This is a genomic window from Acinetobacter sp. ANC 5600 (genome assembly GCF_002018395.1).
Classification (GTDB): Bacteria; Pseudomonadota; Gammaproteobacteria; order Pseudomonadales; family Moraxellaceae; genus Acinetobacter; species Acinetobacter amyesii.
Map to the genome: position 1 here is coordinate 392,735 of NZ_MVKW01000004.1, position 18,369 is coordinate 411,103.

At 40.0% G+C, this 18,369-nt stretch carries 15 protein-coding genes; 6 read left to right on the forward strand and 9 right to left on the reverse strand.

Going from position 1 to position 18,369, the window contains the following annotated elements; genetic code table 11:
* The first annotated feature begins 25 nt into the window (after positions 1-25).
* The 3 genes from B1201_RS11530 (at position 26) to trmB (ending at position 4,589) form a co-directional block, all read left to right on the forward strand.
* Positions 26-1,468, forward strand: coding sequence for a SulP family inorganic anion transporter (locus B1201_RS11530; protein WP_078193633.1), 1,443 nt, complete (start codon positions 26-28; stop codon positions 1,466-1,468).
* A gap of 427 nt (positions 1,469-1,895) precedes the next feature.
* Entirely contained in the window at positions 1,896-3,698 is a 1,803-nt protein-coding gene (locus B1201_RS11535; RefSeq protein WP_171263784.1) for an ATP-binding protein, read from the forward strand.
* A 174-nt stretch (positions 3,699-3,872) separates the two neighbouring features.
* Positions 3,873-4,589, forward strand: coding sequence for a tRNA (guanosine(46)-N7)-methyltransferase TrmB (gene trmB / locus B1201_RS11540; RefSeq protein WP_078188891.1), 717 nt, complete (start codon positions 3,873-3,875; stop codon positions 4,587-4,589).
* Between the two features lie 103 nt (positions 4,590-4,692).
* On the opposite strand, the gene B1201_RS11545 is transcribed toward trmB, so the two are convergent.
* The 6 genes from B1201_RS11545 to B1201_RS11570 form a co-directional block, all read right to left on the reverse strand.
* Complete coding sequence (locus tag B1201_RS11545) at positions 4,693-6,309, reverse strand: GMC family oxidoreductase (protein WP_078193635.1); 1,617 nt, start codon at positions 6,307-6,309, stop codon at positions 4,693-4,695.
* Positions 6,310-6,530: 221 nt separating this feature from the next.
* Positions 6,531-7,208: a class I SAM-dependent methyltransferase gene (locus tag B1201_RS11550; RefSeq protein ID WP_078193636.1), complete on the reverse strand. Its 678-nt coding sequence runs from the start codon at positions 7,206-7,208 to the stop codon at positions 6,531-6,533.
* Between the two features lie 62 nt (positions 7,209-7,270).
* Complete coding sequence (locus B1201_RS11555; RefSeq protein WP_078193637.1) at positions 7,271-8,047, reverse strand: Rossmann-like and DUF2520 domain-containing protein; 777 nt, start codon at positions 8,045-8,047, stop codon at positions 7,271-7,273.
* A gap of 227 nt (positions 8,048-8,274) precedes the next feature.
* A complete protein-coding gene (locus B1201_RS11560; RefSeq protein WP_078193638.1) occupies positions 8,275-8,487 on the reverse strand; it encodes a hypothetical protein in 213 nt (70 codons plus the stop codon).
* 332 nt (positions 8,488-8,819) lie between these two features.
* On the reverse strand, positions 8,820-11,429 hold the full coding sequence (pepN, locus tag B1201_RS11565) for an aminopeptidase N (protein WP_078193639.1): 2,610 nt from the start codon (positions 11,427-11,429) through the stop codon (positions 8,820-8,822).
* A 351-nt stretch (positions 11,430-11,780) separates the two neighbouring features.
* Positions 11,781-12,056: a hypothetical protein gene (locus tag B1201_RS11570; RefSeq protein ID WP_078193640.1), complete on the reverse strand. Its 276-nt coding sequence runs from the start codon at positions 12,054-12,056 to the stop codon at positions 11,781-11,783.
* A gap of 494 nt (positions 12,057-12,550) precedes the next feature.
* Between B1201_RS11570 and B1201_RS11575 the strand changes: the two genes are divergently transcribed.
* The 3 genes from B1201_RS11575 to thiM all read left to right on the forward strand — a co-directional run bounded on the left by B1201_RS11575 (position 12,551) and on the right by thiM (position 15,002).
* Positions 12,551-12,814, forward strand: coding sequence for a hypothetical protein (locus B1201_RS11575; protein ID WP_078193641.1), 264 nt, complete (start codon positions 12,551-12,553; stop codon positions 12,812-12,814).
* Between the two features lie 149 nt (positions 12,815-12,963).
* Positions 12,964-14,121 carry a hypothetical protein gene (locus B1201_RS11580; protein WP_078193642.1) on the forward strand — a complete coding sequence of 386 codons (1,158 nt, stop codon included), beginning with the start codon at positions 12,964-12,966 and terminating at the stop codon, positions 14,119-14,121.
* A gap of 11 nt (positions 14,122-14,132) precedes the next feature.
* A complete protein-coding gene (gene thiM / locus B1201_RS11585) occupies positions 14,133-15,002 on the forward strand; it encodes a hydroxyethylthiazole kinase (RefSeq protein WP_078193643.1) in 870 nt (289 codons plus the stop codon).
* A 99-nt stretch (positions 15,003-15,101) separates the two neighbouring features.
* On the opposite strand, the gene B1201_RS11590 is transcribed toward thiM, so the two are convergent.
* The 3 genes from B1201_RS11590 to B1201_RS11600 all read right to left on the reverse strand — a co-directional run bounded on the left by B1201_RS11590 (position 15,102) and on the right by B1201_RS11600 (position 18,301).
* On the reverse strand, positions 15,102-15,653 hold the full coding sequence (locus B1201_RS11590; RefSeq protein ID WP_078193644.1) for a hypothetical protein: 552 nt from the start codon (positions 15,651-15,653) through the stop codon (positions 15,102-15,104).
* A gap of 19 nt (positions 15,654-15,672) precedes the next feature.
* On the reverse strand, positions 15,673-16,401 hold the full coding sequence (locus B1201_RS11595) for a hypothetical protein (RefSeq protein WP_078193720.1): 729 nt from the start codon (positions 16,399-16,401) through the stop codon (positions 15,673-15,675).
* A 379-nt stretch (positions 16,402-16,780) separates the two neighbouring features.
* On the reverse strand, positions 16,781-18,301 hold the full coding sequence (locus B1201_RS11600) for a TerC family protein (RefSeq protein ID WP_078193645.1): 1,521 nt from the start codon (positions 18,299-18,301) through the stop codon (positions 16,781-16,783).
* Positions 18,302-18,369 lie beyond the last annotated feature (68 nt).

The following is an 18,369-nucleotide window of genomic DNA, read 5'->3' on the forward strand; positions in this document are numbered from 1 at the left end:
GTTTAAGATTTGATGAAAAGTTACCGTGTTACAACTTAAAAAAGAACAATGGTTTTCCAATATTCGTACTGATGTACTCGCTGGCTTGGTGGTTGGACTTGCGTTGATTCCAGAATCCATCGCCTTTTCAGCTATTGCTGGGGTTGACCCTCAGGTTGGTTTGTACGCTTCGTTTTGTATTGCCGTCACCATTGCCTTTTTTGGTGGTCGTACAGCAATGATTTCAGCTGCTACGGGTGCGATGGCCTTACTTATGATCACGTTGGTCAAAGATCATGGTTTGCAATACCTTTTGGTTGCCACAATTTTAACTGGTGTGATTCAGTTCATTGCTGGCTATTTTAAAGTCGCAAAACTTATGCGCTTCGTCTCGCAGTCAGTGGTGTATGGTTTTTTAAATGCACTCGCGATTTTGATTTTTTTCGCACAGCTACCTGAAATGTCAAAGATGGATAGTTTGGGCTATGTCTTTATGCTTTTAGGGCTTGCGATTATTTATCTTTTTCCATATCTACCTAAAATTGGCAAAGCCATTCCATCACCGCTGATTTGCATTATTGTCCTCAGTGGTTTGGCATTATTTTTAGGTGCTGACCTGCGTACTGTGAGTGATTTGGGTAAGTTTCCAGAGACTTTACCTATTTTCTTGATTCCTGAAATTCCTTTCAATCTTGAAACCCTCACGATTATTTTTCCCTATTCCATCACCCTTGCAACAGTTGGCCTATTAGAAACCATGATGACCACGACAGTGATCAATGAAGTCACTGGAACTGAAGGTGATCGTCATCAGGAATGTCGTGGTCAAGGGATTGCCAATATAGTCAGTGGCTTTATGGGCGGCATGGCTGGATGTGCCATGATTGGGCAGTCGATTATTAATGTCAGCTCTGGCGCGCGAACTCGCCTTTCCACTTTGGTTGCAGGAGTATTTTTGTTGTGCTTAGTGGTGTTCCTAAAAGACTGGTTAGCGTATGTCCCAATGGCGGCCTTAGTCGCGATTATGGTCATGGTGTCATTCACTACGTTCCAATGGAATTCAGTCAAGCAATTTTCGAAGCATCCGATGTCTTTTAATGTCGTAATGATTGCTGTGGTGATCGTGGTGCTTGCAACACATAATTTAGCCCTTGGCGTATTGGTTGGCATGCTCCTCTCTGCATTGTTTATTATCAATCAACTGGAAAGCTCGGTAAAAGTCACATCTGAATTTAAAGACAATATTCGTAGCTACACAGTCTATGGACAAATTTTCTTTAGTAGCTCTGAGAGTTTTTATCAATTTTTTGATTTTCAGGAGATGGTTAATCATGTACGAATTGATCTGAATCATGCACATATTTGGGATATTACTTCCGTTAATATTTTGAAGAATGTCGTGCAAAAATTTGAGTCAAAACAGATTCAAGTAGAGGTTTTTGGCTTAAATGAAGCAAGTAGCACTTTACTCGACCGTGTCAGTGACTAATGGATTTTTGAAATATTCACTTTGAATCCAATCAATTTTCAATAAAGTGTGACCTATTGAAACCCTATTCAGGATGTATATAGCAAAGGGTTTCAATAATCAAAGTCTCATTTGTAATGACATTACATAAAATACTAAGGCTATAAAAAAGAGAAAAATTCACCATTCATTCGATTTAACTGTATAATTCATCTCATAAAATTATAACTATCAAAAATAAAATAAAGATTTGATGTGACTTTCTATTTATTTTTTTAAATTGTGGATACACAAAATTGGGGGGATTTTGATGGTATGGTTTTGGTCACGACACTGCATTCAAGCAAATCGGCTGCTGGTCTTAGCGAGTCTATTTTGCCTGCTATGTTGTTTCGCTATACCCACTTTTGCTAATCCCACCCCACAGATCTCAAGCAGTCATTGTCCTGTGGACATCACCCATATTGCCACAGCTAAAAGTGCTGTCGAGCAAGAGCGCCCACGTACAGGCTGGCAAAATCTGCAAAAGCTTCCAGACACATGGAATAAACGTTGGCCTGACTACCATGGCATTGCTTGGTACAAAATCCAATTTAAACTGGACTGTAACCCCAATCAGTTAAATCAACCCATTGCTATAGCCATACAAGGCATTACCCAAAGTGGACGGGTTTACATCAACGATGCCCTACTTTGGCAAGACTATATTTCAGCAGAATATTTTTCACGAAGCCAACATCAACCTAGACTATTGAACTTGCCTAGCTCGAGTTTAAAGCAAGGTGTAAATACCATTTGGGTACAAGTGTATGGTTCGGTGACCCAAAAATCAGGACTCAGTTCAGTTCAAATTGGGGAATACCCGCAAGTCTACGACACCTTTAAGATTTGGCTACTCGAACAACGACAATTAGTCGAACTCAATACGATGATTAATTTCGTCGTGGCTGTGTTCTTTTTTTTAGCATGGCTCGCCAATCGTAATGAAAGAGCTTACTTATGGTTAACCATCACTGGTATGTGTTGGGTGTTTTATAGCCTGTGTATTATTTTTAATGGGCCAATTGCATTTCTAACCACCGTACAGATCGACCGTATGCAAAATATAATTTTCTGCTTTTATACGGTATTTGGCTGTATTGGTGCGTGGTATTTTGCAAATCATCCCTTCCCGAAAATTCAAAAGCTGTTATTGAGCCTTGCCACTATCGCAGCACTCTGTATCGGTTTTGCACCAGAGGCTTATTTAAAGACCGTCATCCAAATTTGTTTTAGCTTCTTTGTTTTGGTCTTTGTGGCCAAATGTATTAGCTATCCGTACTTGGCGTATAAAGCCAAAATGGCAGAAACCTATTTGCTTGCAACGCTGTATCTGATTTATTTACCGATTGCGGTACATGATGCGCACTTTATGATGACCATGGAAGGCCATGCGCTCTCACCATATACTGGCCCACTAACCACCCTCGTTTTGGGCGGCGTACTGGCTTTGCGTTTAGCTCGACACACCCGTCAAATTGAGCGTTTTAATAAGACCTTAACTGAAAATGTACAACGAGCTGAACTGAAACTCGCTACCTCACTTGGTCAACAACATCAACTCGCGCTTGAAAATGCACGACTTCAAGAACGAATTCATTTATCTCATGACTTACATGATGGTTTAGGCGGATCAATTGTCCGTTCAATTTTACTGTTAGAACAAAATGACAAAATTGAAAAACCACAAATCATGTCGATGCTTAAACTGTTCCGTAATGATTTAAGACAAGTCATCGATTCAGGTTCAAGTATAGGGACGAAAGTTCCAGACACCCCGATCGAATGGGCGGCGCCGATTCGCCATCGCTTTGTACAGCTCTTTGAAGAATTAGACATGAGCTCAAGCTGGAAATTTGCTACCGAATGGATTCACTCACCCTCTGCGACCCAATGTCTCAATTTGACTCGCGTTGCAGAAGAAACCCTCACCAATATTTTAAAACACAGTCAAGCAAGCAAAGTTCATTTCAGTTTGTGCGAAACAGAGACTCAGTTGGTATTACGTATTGAAGATAACGGTATAGGCTTCAACCCTAACGATGTTGAACAAGGGCTACATGTTGGTCTACATAGTATGCAAACACGAATCCATCGTATCGGTGGTGAATTTAAAATACAGTCACAGCCGGGTTCTACCGTTCTTGAGGCCATTTTGCCATTTAAATCTGATGGTGCTGACAGTGAAGATCTTGATGAAAAAACAGCCTAGATTAATGTTAATTCATGACTTTTGAGCTGAGTAATTCACTGTACATGGCAAATGCTCAGCACGGCTCCAATCAGTAAGATTGAGCAAAAAGCGGATTTATTCACGGTAAAAATTTGACTTGTGTATCTCAGGACTTAAAATACGGCATTCGAATTTTTTACATTTGCCAAAGTTATGTCGAACGATCAATTAGACCAGCACGCAGTAGATCTGGATAACCTAAACGAACACCGTGAAATCGTGACGTTTATGCGCCGCTCTGCGCCACTTAATACTTCGCAACGTACTGCGCTGGAACAATATGGTCATCTAATTTTGGAATATCCTGTTGGGGATTTGCGTCAGCATTTTGAACACCCTGAACGCCCATTAACTGTTGAGATCGGTTTTGGTATGGGGCGTTCTTTGGTACTAATGGCAAAAGCAAACCCTGAACGTAACTTTGTCGGTATTGAAGTACATGTTCCCGGTATCGCTCAATGTGTGTATGAAGCCGGTCTTGCAGGTTTAACTAACCTTCGAGTATTGGATGCTGATGCCATCCAAGTGCTACGTGAAATGCCAGACAACAGTATTAACACTGTGCAATTATACTTCCCAGATCCATGGCAGAAGAAACGTCATTTCAAACGTCGTTTTGTATCTCATGACCGTATGCCATTGGTTGAAGAAAAATTAGAAATCGGGGGTACATTCCATTCAGCAACTGACTGGGAACCTTATGCTGAATGGATGATCGAAGTTCTTGAAGAACGTCCACGTCTGGAAAACCTTGCAGGTAAAGGCAATAGCTACCCTCGTCCAGATTGGCGTCCGCAAACTAAGTTTGAACGTCGCGGAATTGAAGCAGGCCATAAAATTAATGACTTCATCTTCAAAAAAGTAAATTAATTTTTGAATGAAATAAAAAACCACCGTTAGCGGTGGTTTTTTATTGCTGTTTTTGATCTAAGATTTTTCTGTGTTGTATCAAATCATATAAAACGAATAACCATTAAGCTACTTGCGCTTGGAGCTGACTTTGTCGAATCATATCCACGGCTTTTTCAGCAATCATCACTGTCGGCGCGTTGGTATTACCATTCACCACAGAAGGCATGATAGATGCATCGACGACACGAAGGTTTTGAATCCCGTAGACTTTCAATTCAGGGTCAACCACAGACATCTCATCCACACCCATCTTACAACTACCGACAGGGTGATAAACCGTATCCACACGCTGACGTAAGATTGCACGTATATCATCATCTGTTTTGACCAGTGAGGTAAATAAATCTTGCTGATAATGACTCGATAAAGACGACGACATCATCAATTGCTGCGTCAACTTAAAACCTTGTACCAAATCTTCTAAATCCTGTTCATCCCCTAAAAAGTTTGGATCAATCAATAATGGATCATTGACACTGGAACCACTTAGTTTGATCGTGCCGCGACTTCTTGGATTGAGCAGACACACATGACACGACAAACCATGACTTACATGAAATTTCCGTGCATGGTCATCTACTAACGCCACGACAAAGTGTAATTGCAAATTTGGAATGGCTAAATCGGGTGAAGACTTTAGAAAACCACCACATTCTGCAAAATTTGAAGCAATCATACCCCGTCGTTCCTTACGATAGCGACTGAACTGCTTGAACATATCAATTGAGCCAGGTAAGGACACGCCAAATGTGCCTTGGTATTCTTTGACTTTATAACCAAAAATGAAATCGGGATGGTCGTGGAAGTTCTTTCCTACACCCGGTAGATGGTGTTTCACTTCAATGCCATGCGCTTGGAGCTCGGCCTGATCTCCCACTCCAGACAACATTAAAATCTGCGGTGATTGAATCGCACCGGCACTGAGCAAGACCTCTCGTCTTGCTTTTAAGTGTTTCATTTGCCCTGCATGTTGGACTTCAACACCTGTGGCCACTTTATCTTCTATAATGATTTTATGTGTTGTGGCTTTGGTCAATACAGTTAAATTTGGCCGATCTAAATGTGGAAATAAATACGCACGTGCCACGCTACAACGCTCTCCATTGATATGCGTGACCTGATAAACCCCTAAGCCTTCTTGTTCTGCGCCATTAAAATCATCGAGGACTTTATGGCCTTGTGCTCGAGCCGCTTCGGTATAGCGTTGATGGAAAATATTGTCACTTTGTACATCTGTGACGGACAGAGGGCCGTCATTACCGTGAAATTCATTGTGTATTCGGTTGTTATTTTCCGAGCGAATAAAATATGGCAAGACCTCGTCGTATGACCAGCCAGTATTTCCCTGTGCCGCCCATTGATCATAGTCATTTTTATGTCCACGAATATAAATCATGGCATTAATACTCGATGAACCGCCAAGGCATTTTCCACGCGGTTGATAGCCTTTACGACCATTCAAGCCAGCTTGAGGCACAGTTTCAAAGGCCCAATTATTGATCTTGGTCGGCAAGCTCACCACGCATGCAGCTGGAATATTGACCGTCCACTGATCACCTTGCCCACCTGCTTCTAGCAAGCACACAGATATATTCGGATCTTCACTGAGGCGTGCAGCCAGTACGCACCCCGCACTTCCGCCACCAATCACAATGTAATCAAATTCCATTTTTGACATTATTTTCATCCAATTGATTCTTTTTATAAATGCACAATAAGGGATTTAACCCTGACTGAAAAGTTTCTTTTTTAAAATAGTAAGCGTGCTACTGTGCAAGAAAAATGAGTCTATTGATCAAAATTTTGATGCAAGCGTCACTCATGCAAGGTAGCAATAATATCAGTCAAAATAATCAATGAACTTGATACGCCCAATCTTGGACTCTATTATTTTTTAATTTATCGACATTTAAAAGCACAGTAAGCCGCATAGCTAAAGATTTGACTGAAACAATAAATTTGATCAAAGCCTATTTCCGTCAGTAAGCTTTGATAGTGCTGCTGGCTAATCAGTTCAAAATCATCTTCTAAACGCTGCATCATTTTTGTCGCTTGCGCAGCAGATAAACCCTGCATCTGGCAAAATTCAGGCAGGACACGCTGCTCAAAATTCGAATGAGTTTGCATCAAGTCAAAACTTAAAAAAATGCCCTGCGGTTTAAGCAGTTCAAATGCTTTTGCTAAAAAATTCGTTTTCTCTGACAACGCAATGAAATGCGTCACCAAGATACTCAGCACCGCATCAAAACAACTTACTTCCTCAAAAGCAGTATGACTGCCCAAAATAAAATTAACGCGATGCAACTGTCCAGCAGCTTCAACACGTTGGCGTGTTTGATTCAGCATGTTTTCAGACAATTCTGTAACGGTAAATGACCATGTTGGATTCAAGGCCATGAGATAACCCAATTCATAGCCCGTCCCACACCCAATGATCAGTACATGGGCCTCTTCAGCGACATGGCAATTCAACACCGCCTGAATTTGTTGATGGACAAGTTCATAGCCGGGAATTAATTTTCGAATATGCGCATCATAACTTGCGACCACTTGCGGACTATTAAAATCTTTTGCCATGTAACATCCTGTTTGACATGTATGTCTAAGCTAATAAATATTCATTGTTCTATACGGATTATTTATTTCTGATGATGCCCAAGAATCTGCTGACTCAGCATTTCATAGACCGCTTTCAGATCGACTTGATCAGCTTGCTTGAGCATATTGGCGTGCATCTGCATGATATTTTGATCCCCACGCATGGCAGGACCTGTTTGCATGTTACGTGGTTCAGCCTGAGTAGCTTTATTGGCTGTCTCTAAAATCAAAGGATAAAGTAAGCTAAAATCGACGTGTTTTGCATCAACAATCTGCTTTGCCATGTCATAACAATAATTACTAAAATTACAGGCAAACACCGCAGCAAGATGCAGACTCAAGCGCTGTGCCGAATCATATTGATAAACCCTTTGGCTAATGCTGTTTGCTAAATCTGTAAGTGTCGTCAAATCTGCAGAGTCGGCCGCTTCTACAAAGATCGGTGTCGACATCCAGTCCACATCTCGATCTAAACTAAAGGTTTGTAAAGGATAAAACACCCCTGCTCGCGAATGCTGTTGGGTCAGTACCGTGATATTGGTGCTACCAGACGTATGCACAATCAAAACCCGTGACAGATAGGCTTTGACTTGCTGAATAACGGTTGCAATCGACTGGTCGCTCACTGCAATAATCAAAAGATCAATCTCAGCATTCAACTCAGTTGGGGTATGAATGGCTTCTGCACCTACAGTTGCTGCAAGTTTTTCTGCATTATCAAGATTTCGCGCAAAAACTTGCACAATGTGATGTTGTGGATGAAGCACATTGAGCAAATGATGTGCAACACGACCTGCACCCACAATACTGATTCGCATATAATTTTAACTCATTTTGGATGGATACAGCATGTCAGGAAAATATCCGACGTGCAAATCGAGTCGTATCGATAGAATGATTTATTTTCAATTCTTCGCATTAATTTCGCTCAGATAAGCACAAAAAAAGGGATGTGTTTCATCCCTTTTGCTAGACGTCAATCTGAGTCTGATTCATATCATGTCGCTTTCAATCTAGACAATATCCACGATATGCACTTTAGCTTTTACGATTTACCAATGATTTGATTCAGAGTCTGTAGGTATTGTTCTGCATCTCGGCGCGCATTGAATTTCTTTTCAAATACACCTGTGTTTTGCACACTGTTGGGTGTGTATTCTACCGAAACAACAAAGGTATCAAGCAAATCTCTATTAATCCGAATTGCAATAATATGATGTGAGTTTAAATAAAAACCTTCATCAACCTTAACTAACATGACCCGCCTCAAAAATCCCACATAATAAAATAGATAAAAAATCTAAACATTCATAAACTTGGATGCATTACCGCATACAGTCATTCATGTGTTAGACCTATTTTATTGTAACGCCATTATGTGATTTATGTTGCAATTATTATGTAATTTAAATAAATGCTCAGAGAAATTTTTTGAGTTTCAGTCATCTAAACATGATTGATTTTCAATTCTAACTAAAGATTGGATAAAAAGACTGGATATAAAAAAAGCCTGCTGCCATAGCCATGGCAACAGGCTCATTTCAGTACGACTGATTTAACTCAAATCAATCGTACAGAGAGGTTGAATGATTAAACACTTAACATGCTATTTAAGGTTTCTGATACATTCTTCGATTTCACGACAGGTTTAAGCGCTTCAAGTTCGGCTTTAACTTCACTACGCTGCGGCTCTGCCAACGTGTACCAACGGGACAAAATTTGCAGTAACCGTGAACCGACAATTGGATTTTTCTCATCGAGGAATTTTGCTAATTCAACAATATGCTGCACACCAAAGCTCCAAGTGTTGACAGGATTGCTATTTAAGCCACCAGTAACCGCACGAATACGGTTCGGCACTTTCAAGTCATAATCAGGATGAGCAGTCAGTGCCTTAATGGTTTCCGCAGTTGCTTTCGGATGTGCCGCTTGCAACATAAACCATTGGTCCATCGACAAAGCTTCATTTTTATAGCGTGTATAGAAGGTTTCTAAAGCTTGCTGTGCTTGTGGTGCATCATTCCAAACCAATACTTTTAAAGCACCAAGACGTTCAGACATATTGCCTGTAGAGCTGAGTTGTTCATAGGCCAATTCAAATACGGATGCATCGCCTTGACGTGCCATCATACTCAACATGATGTTTTTCAATGCACGAACACCCATAGCTTGTGAAAACTCTTTCTGCGCATCTGGGTCTAAAGTTGCATAAGTCTCTTTAAAGAATGAACCTAGCTCACGTGCCACACGACTTAACAGTGCTTCACGCTGTTCTTGCACTTGGGCAGGACTGTAGTCGGTATCAATACGACTACCTAAATAACCCTCTGTCGGTACATCGAATAAACGTGAAGCAAGTAGTGGATCACGCTCAACCAATGCTGGTAATGTATTTTGAATAGCTTGAACATAGATGTCGGCATCATGGCCATTTAACAAAATACGTTCTAACAAGGTTTGGCTGGCTTGCCATTGGTTAAAACCATTCGGCTCGTACTGCATCAGGAAAGCAAGCTCTTCATCTGAATAGTTAAATTCAAGATTAACAGGTGCAGAGAAATTACGCAGTAAAGACACAACAGGCTGGGTTTTTACACCACTAAATGTAATGGTTGCAGTATCGGTATCAAATAAATACACGCCATCTTTGATGCCATTTTCAACCAATGCATCTGAGCTGAGAACTAACTGTTCACCACTCGTCGCATCAAACAATGCCAAAGCCACAGGAATAGGCACAGCTTTTAAATTTGGATATTTCGGATGCGCTTTTAAGCTTTGTTTCAAGCTTAAAGTATAGGTTTGATTTGCAGCATCGTACTCACCTTTTGCTTCAAGTTTTGGTGTACCGGGTTGGTTATACCAAATCAAGAAACTCGATAAATCTACACCTGATCCCGCTGTTAGTGCTGCTACCCAATCTTCAACAGTCACGGCTTGACCATCATGGCGTTTGAAATATTCGTCTGTACCTGCACGGAATTTTTCTTTGCCCAAGAGTGTTGCCATCATGCGGTTAATTTCCGCACCTTTTTCGTACACTGTTGCGGTATAAAAGTTATTAATTTCAACAAAATGATCTGGACGCGGTGGATGTGAAAGCGGGCCTGAATCTTCTGGGAACTGATGTGCTTTTAACACAGCAACATCATCGATTCGTTGTACCGCAGCAGATTGTAAATCTTCTGAGAACGACTGATCACGGAATACCGTCAAACCTTCTTTTAAGCAGAGTTGGAACCAATCACGACAGGTAATACGGTTACCTGTCCAGTTATGGAAGTATTCATGTGCAATCACAGACTGAACGCGCATGATCGCAGCATCAGTCGTGTATTCTTCATCAGCAAGCACACAAGAGGTGTTGAAAATATTCAAACCTTTGTTTTCCATTGCACCCATGTTAAATGCACTGGTTGCCACGATCATATAATTGTCTAAATCATAAGGACGACCATAATGTTCTTCGTCCCAACGCATCGAATGTTTTAAAGCTTCCATGGCAATATGACATTTTGGAATGTCTTTTTCTTCTGCATAGATTTCTAAAGCAACATTACGACCTTCAGACGTCACATAAGTGTCTTTAAGTACTGCCAAATCACCAATCACACAAGCAAATAGATACGATGGTTTTTTGGTTGGATCTTGCCAAACGGTATAATGACGACCTTCACCGGTTTCACCCGCTTCAATCAAATTACCATTGGCAAGTAATACAGGGAATTTTTTATCCGCTTCGACACGTGTGGTAAATACCGATAGCACATCAGGACGGTCAGGATAATAGGTAATTTTACGGAAGCCTTCAGGCTCGTTTTGAGTAACGAATAAATCGCCTGCCGCTTGGTATAAACCTTCGAGTTGAGTATTGCTTTCAGGATGAATCACGACTTCGGTTTCAATGACAGCTTGGTCAGGTGCATTTGAAATCACCAGTTGTTCTGCATCTACAACATAGGCATCTGCTGGCAAAACTTGACGATTTAAGCGAATTGATTTGAGTTCCAAATCACGACCCAATAACACCAAATCTCCAGCCGTTTGACGCTGCATCACTAATTTTGCATTTACATTCGTATGCTTATCAAAGACTTGAATATCAAGATCGATACTATCTACGACAAATGATGGTTTTTGATAATCTTTTAAATAAACAGTTTGGTCTGCTTCGACCACTGGATTTGCCGCAATATTCATATCTCGTCCTATTCCTTAGTTATTGCTTCATCAGCTTTTTGAACACATTGTGAATGACTTGATCATACGACAAGATGCATAAGCTGTCTTCGCATTTACAATGATTTATATGGGCTCAGCGCATGTTGTTTTCAATCATCTTTATAGAATAATTTAAAGGCTGGCACATATTTTCGCCATGTTTAAGCAAAATAAATGCCTGAGTTGAGTACAGCTATAACAATGTGCAAATTTTTTATCTACCTAAAATAAATAAAGCGCCTATATACTAGAAAGAGAAAGTACAGGTGCTTAATCCATCTGTACGTTCAAATTATTGCGCTCAAACTTACCTGCTTAAGACTTATACGATTATTGATTTGCAAAAATTAAATCGAGTGCGCTGTCATAGTCTGCAGCAAAGTAAAATTGAAATGCCGTGACTTTTGAGGTGAGGAATTGCTGAATTTCTTCCGTCGCACCCGCCACATAAATTTTAGATACTTGATGTTGCTGCGCCAGGCCCAATAACTCGATCGTCTTTTCCAGTGTTTGATCATGCCCAATAATCAGCGCACCAACCGTACCCTGTGGCTGCTTATATAATTGCATACGGGTGATATTGCTGTTTTTAAGTGCGTCTGACATATGTATTCCATATAAAGAAAGGATAAAAAAAGATCAAAACCTTTAGAAATCCAGCTGAATCATACTATGTATCAATTTCAGTAGATGCCGCCTGGTTTCAATCCTAGAAGCCCAGATCATTAGAATTATAAGCTCAACATATACAAATATACTTTTAAAATCCAATCTCTTAGACGATTCCCTCCAAAAAGCACCTTAACTCTCGAATCATATCAATATTCTGATTTAGATTTGATTGCATACTTCTGTTTAAACGATGCACCAAGATGTTTCTTTTTCAACAGTTTAAGCATTTTGAGAATTCATTAGACATAGCCATACGCATCATTATTATTTTGTTACCTTTAGATTAATATTCTATTTTCAATATCTTAGTAAATAATTATAAAGTTTATCTGCTTTAAAATCTCTACTCAAAACATTTGAGCATGCGTTTTGCATCTACTTAATTGCCAAAAGCAAAATATTCAGGCTAAAACAAAAAGAGGTGCATTATGTTTATTAAAGAACACATCATCCGTATTGAAAATATGAAGACCTTGCAAGCGCTTGATGCTGCAAATATCGATCATCAGGTAATTGCAATGTTTATGACCTGCGAAGGGATCCCACTCAAAGCCTTTGAGGTCAGTTCATTACTTAATTCATATAGTGCATTAGGCACTAAAAAAGTCGCGTCTAAAAAAGTGCAAGCTTTAATACAAGCCAAACAACTTGGAGAGGAGGACGAATCGATCCCATGCCCAGCCGCCTATTAATAATCCATTCTGACTAAAAGCTGCATCATCGCTATGCAGCTTTTTTTATTTGCCGACATATCGCCTGAGCTGCCGCAACTGAAATTGCAAACCCGTCTTCAAACAGAGATGTGTATAATCAATTTAACCTTTCAAGAAACGCTGGCAACATGTTCAATATTCTACGCAAACAAATCGATGAAAGTACGCAATGCCCGTTGTGTCGTGCATCTATGTATTGGGTAGATGCTGAAAAATTAGATGAGCAAGAATTTAATTTTTATCAGTGTAGCCATTGTCATCATCAAATATTTCCAGAACAGCAATACAACTGTCATTGTGAAAACTGTCAGGCTGCGCGAAAAAAACTACTGAAAGAAACCCGTTTACAAGAACAGCGTAAACTCAAAAATAAGGATATCGTTGAACGTGAATTAAGTGAACTGAGTTTTTTACAGAAACTCTTTTTGCTGGCTTTATTGGATAATCATGTCCAAGAACATACGGCACATCAAGAATTTATCGACTGGGACGCTATTAAGTATCATAACATCAGCCCGAATTATCTCTTTCAACAGTCGCTCAAAAAGCATCTCGTGCATGAGCAAATTTTGATTGTGAAAGATGATGCGCTACAAGCTGAACAGTATTATATCAATGTCCGTCTGGATGGATATTCAGAGCCCAGCCTTTTTAGCGTAGCACAGCAACTGCGCCATTGGTTTTATGAAAATTTAGCTCTGGGTGTTCCTTTTAAAAGTGCTGACGAAGTGAAAGAATGCTTGTATCTCCTACTTTTTCAAGAAATTGTCCAATTCATGCAGTTTTACTGTAAGACATGGGGCATTCAAATTGCAGGGAATAAAAGCTTTCAAGTGTTCTGTTATCGCTTACTCGACCATCTTGCGGTTGGGCAGATTTATTATATGATTCAGTCAGCACTCGAATACCTACATAAACAAAAAGCCCTGCAAGTTCGGAATGAAAATTTCATTAATACCAACCTGTTAAAAAAGACCTTACAGCAATACCGTGAACGTGGCTTACAGGAAAAATGGGAAACCTTTACTCTCCCTCGTCCCCCACAATTACCGTTTAGTAAAATGAGTGAAATTTTGCTCTTTAACTTTTTAGGACTCGATGAAAGTATCTTTGTGCAACCAATACGCCATGCTTGGAAAAAAATCGAACCTCGCTTAAATTTTTATTCCACAAAGCGTTGCATGTACTGTGGTTCACAAGAACTCTCTGTCGATTATGATGCCGCAGATTATGTGACCCTGTTCTGCCGTAATTGTAAACATCAAGACCATTACTTCACCCGCTAAGGGAGAAAACGATGAATCAATCTGAAAATTTTGAAACGACCATGAACAGTGAATTAACTGACTTAAATAGCCCGCTTTTACAAAGCGTCATTAATGCGTGGATTGAACTTCAATCCAAACAACCTTTGGTGCACATCATCACCAATGCAGTTGCGAGCAATTATGTCGCCAATATCCTTTTAGCTGCGGGTGCTTCTCCTGCAATGATTGATAATCCCTTTGAAGCCGAAAGCTTTGCCTCGATTGCCAGTGCATTGAATATCAATTTAGGTACGCCAACGTCTGAACAAATGCAGGCCATGCAAATTGCTGCACAAACAGCACAAAATTTAAATAAACCTTGGGTGCTTGACCCTGTCGGTTATGGCCCCGTTTTGCCGTGGCGATCTGAAATGGTTGACCAATTACTCCAATACAAGCCAAGTATTATTCGCGGCAATGCATCAGAAATCAGCGGTCTTGCAGGTAATCAAGGTGAGTCACGCGGTGTCGATAGCACGCTCAATAGTGCAGAAATTTACTTAAATGCTGCACCCTTATTAGAACACTGTGAATGTGTGGCAATTTCAGGCGAATCGGATTTCATCTTATCGAAAGAAATGAATGCGGTGATACAGATTAATGGTGGATCTTACTTACAACCCAAAGTGACGGCTTCTGGCTGCGCTTTAGGTGCGTTAACAGCGGCTTATTGCGCCGTGAGTGAAACGCTAACTGCTGGCACGGTCGCAGCACATTTGCACTTTGCGATTGCGGGTCAAAAAGCCTATGAAATTAGCTCAAGTGTCGGCAGTTTTAATGTTGCATTTTTAGATGAAATTTATAATCTCAATGAAGATGATTTCAATCAACTTGCCAACATGCAAATTTATGCACTATGAAGCTATGATAGCTTGAGAAAAACAAAAACAGCTTGAGTAAAGACTCAAGCTGTTCAGGGATTCTTACTGTTTTGTACTAATTAATATGCGACAAAAAATTTACTGTGCCGTACTGCCAATTGCAGCATTGGCATCAAACATTTCTGAATCTTCGATCGTTTCTGTTGGATTACTCAAAATCATGTCGAGGTCATAGTCCCCCGCATAGACAATATTTTTGATTTTTGAACAGTCGCCATCACTCATTTCATAATTTAAGACTTTGGCTTCATCACCAATTTTAAACTCAGCACGAACGACGTTTTTATTTTCATCAAAACTCAGTTTAGGCTGAACGCCTTTTTTCGAATCTTGCTGCGGATCTTGGCTATCCGTGAATATATCAAAATCCACATTACACACTTGTTGCGACTGCTTACAGTTAATTTCTGCTTGCATACGTTCCGCTAACGATGGCTCAAAATAGGCAGCAAGTTGATCTTTACTCAAAGCATGTAATTTCAACTCTTGGTCATAAATTTGTTTGACCAGTTTTTCCGGTGCAACACATTTCTGCGATTGCTCTTGTACTTTTTGCTCTGCAGGCTGACAAGCCGTTAAAAAGATTGCCGCACCGAAACCGAATAATCGATATATTGTCATTTGTCGCATAATACATCCATGTCCATCATTAAACTGCCCGCCCAACTGCCAGATTCATACTTGCTTCAAAAATGGTTGATACATTTAATTTACAAATACACATTAACCCCATGCCATCAAAATAATCTGGCACGTGCTGCATAAAAAATTGAACATGTTCATCAGATTTTTTCCGTAGCCGAACCAATTGCTCAGGCGTCACCTTCGGTAAATCACAACGATGAACAAAAATATCCTCAGCCCGATGCTGCACATCATGCTGACGGATTTTATAACTATTTAAAACATCCGCATACTCAGTGGGCATCGGGACAGCATGCCTTGGATAAAACTTAACAGAGCGCGAGGCAAATAATGTATATACCTTTGGTTGTGCCAATGTAGCCACAAACCACATCGGAATCGCTGGAAATCGAATCTGATGCTGCATCGCCACTTTAATCGCCGAGTTTAAGGTCAGGTTTTTCCGACGATAATCAACCAATACCCCTGCCCGTGAATTAAAAATAAAAATCGGCCGATTGTTATGCATAATTTTTAATATACGCACAATATTTTGCCCGATCAGTTTATCGTGCTCAAAATACTGAATGATTGGTAATGCAACAATATCTGGGTCATGCATGTATTGATAAAGTTGCTCAATCTTAGAAGTTGGGAAAATACATTGATCAAACTCCCAGAGCCGTTGAAACAACTCATGTTTTTCTTCAGTCGTGAGTTTGCAAAAATCAATGATATTCTCAGTGATCGCCATACCAACACCCATTTTTTTAATGGATTAACTTTGAATTTCTTCAAAGTACCTAGTTATAAAGTTTTCCGAAGCGGTATTTAAATGAAATAAAATTATTCATAGATCATCAATGATGATTAAAACCCCAAGTTAAAAATGAATCGCTATTTAACCTCATGCTTTTTTAAAATCAACCCTATCAATATTTTTTACTTTTGAACCGCTTTAACCCTCTAAAAGCTCAAAAGTTGCAGCGTTTTTTGACTGTTACATCATGTAAATATAATACGTTTTAACATCGTGAATTGCAGCCCTCGTTATATAGGATTTCTTATACTTTCTAGTCATAAAAAAGACAGCTTCGAAAAGCTGTCTTAGGGTTATTTTTAATATTTGAGCATTAGGCCTGGTAATAGATATCAACCGTTTTAATGCGGTTTTCATCCATTGCCGTGACTTTAAATTGAATGCCTTTAAAATCAACCACAGTCCCGACTTCAACATTGCCGTGAGTCTGATCTAAAATGAGGCCTGAAACACTGATATAACCATCATCTTCTTCGATCAAATCCAGCATTTCCAATTCAAGTTCTAACTGATACAGATCGAGCATGCCTGAAGCTTTCCAATGTTCATCATCGATTTTAATCAAATCAAGTTGTTCATCCGCATCAGGGAACTCACCAGCAATTGCTTCAAACACATCGAGTGGTGAAATCAGACCTTGTACCGCCCCAAACTCATCCGTAACCAATACCAAAGAGCCTTTAGAAGTCCGCAAGGTATTAATCGCATCAATCACCTTCATTTTTTGGAAAATAAAGATCGGACGATGACGTTTAATCAATGCTTTTAGATCATCTTCACTGTCTAGAACATCAATAAGTTCTTTCGCTCGGACAATACTAATCACTTTATCCAAGCTACCACGACACACAGGGAATAAACTGTGCGGCACTGAAAGGACTTGCTCACGAATTTGCTCAGGTGTGTCATTTAAATCCACCCAAGAAATTTGATTACGGGGAGTCATGATCGACGCAACTGAACGCTCTGCAAGCGTCAACACCCCCCCAATCATGTAACGCTCTTCGTCTGCAAAGGTTTCTTGCGCCTGATTACCGACTTGATCAGCTTCTAAGCGCCCACCCATCAGTTTTAAAATACTGTCTGCAGTACGATGGCGTAATGGAATTTTCGCTTCGTGTTTTTGAGCATTGCGTTGACTAAACTGGTTAAAGGCTTCGATGACAATCGCAACACCAATACCTGAGTAGATATAGCCTTTCGGAATATGGAAACCAAAACCTTCTGCTATCAAACTAATACCGATCAGTAATAAGAAGCTTAAACATAGGATCACGACGGTCGGATGTCGGTTTACAAAAGCCGTTAGCGGTTTAGATGCAAGTAACATCACTGCCATTGCCACAATCATTGCTGCCATCATGACATAAATGTTGTCGACCATACCGATCGCTGTAATGACAGAGTCTAAAGAGAAAACCGCATCTAAGACAACAATTTGCGCAACAACTGCTGTAAAGCTGGCATATGCCACTTTTGTTGTCACTTGAACTTCTGGTTTTCCTTCTAATTTCTCATGTAGCTCTGTGACCGCCTTATAGACTAAGAACAATCCACCGAACAATAATATGAGATCTCGACCAGAGAATGTCCAATCAAAAACGGTAATCAGGGGCTTTGTTAATGTGACCAACCAAGAGATTGCAAATAACAATCCTAATCGCATAAATAATGCGAGTGAAAGACCAAGTACGCGGGCTTTATCACGTTGTTCTGGAGGGAGTTTTTCTGCCAAAATGGCAATAAAGACTAGGTTATCAATCCCTAGTACAATTTCTAAAATAATTAATGTAAGTAAACCAACCCAGATTCCGGGATCTAACAAAAATTCCATTAGCTCTCTTCCTCATTCTGGATTGTAAGAATATCTTCAAGCAGACCAACGCACGGCGACGGATCCAT

Coding starts and splice junctions, on each gene's coding strand:
- trmB (WP_078188891.1), top strand. CDS start 3,873: ATGTCGAACGATCAATTAGACCAGCACGCAGTAGATCTGGATAACCTA.
- B1201_RS11545 (WP_078193635.1), bottom strand. CDS start 6,309: ATGTCAAAAATGGAATTTGATTACATTGTGATTGGTGGCGGAAGTGCG.
- B1201_RS11550 (WP_078193636.1), bottom strand. CDS start 7,208: ATGGCAAAAGATTTTAATAGTCCGCAAGTGGTCGCAAGTTATGATGCG.
- B1201_RS11555 (WP_078193637.1), bottom strand. CDS start 8,047: ATGCGAATCAGTATTGTGGGTGCAGGTCGTGTTGCACATCATTTGCTC.
- B1201_RS11560 (WP_078193638.1), bottom strand. CDS start 8,487: ATGTTAGTTAAGGTTGATGAAGGTTTTTATTTAAACTCACATCATATT.
- pepN (WP_078193639.1), bottom strand. CDS start 11,429: ATGAATATTGCGGCAAATCCAGTGGTCGAAGCAGACCAAACTGTTTAT.
- B1201_RS11570 (WP_078193640.1), bottom strand. CDS start 12,056: ATGTCAGACGCACTTAAAAACAGCAATATCACCCGTATGCAATTATAT.
- B1201_RS11575 (WP_078193641.1), top strand. CDS start 12,551: ATGTTTATTAAAGAACACATCATCCGTATTGAAAATATGAAGACCTTG.
- B1201_RS11580 (WP_078193642.1), top strand. CDS start 12,964: ATGTTCAATATTCTACGCAAACAAATCGATGAAAGTACGCAATGCCCG.
- thiM (WP_078193643.1), top strand. CDS start 14,133: ATGAATCAATCTGAAAATTTTGAAACGACCATGAACAGTGAATTAACT.
- B1201_RS11590 (WP_078193644.1), bottom strand. CDS start 15,653: ATGCGACAAATGACAATATATCGATTATTCGGTTTCGGTGCGGCAATC.
- B1201_RS11595 (WP_078193720.1), bottom strand. CDS start 16,401: ATGGCGATCACTGAGAATATCATTGATTTTTGCAAACTCACGACTGAA.
- B1201_RS11600 (WP_078193645.1), bottom strand. CDS start 18,301: ATGGAATTTTTGTTAGATCCCGGAATCTGGGTTGGTTTACTTACATTA.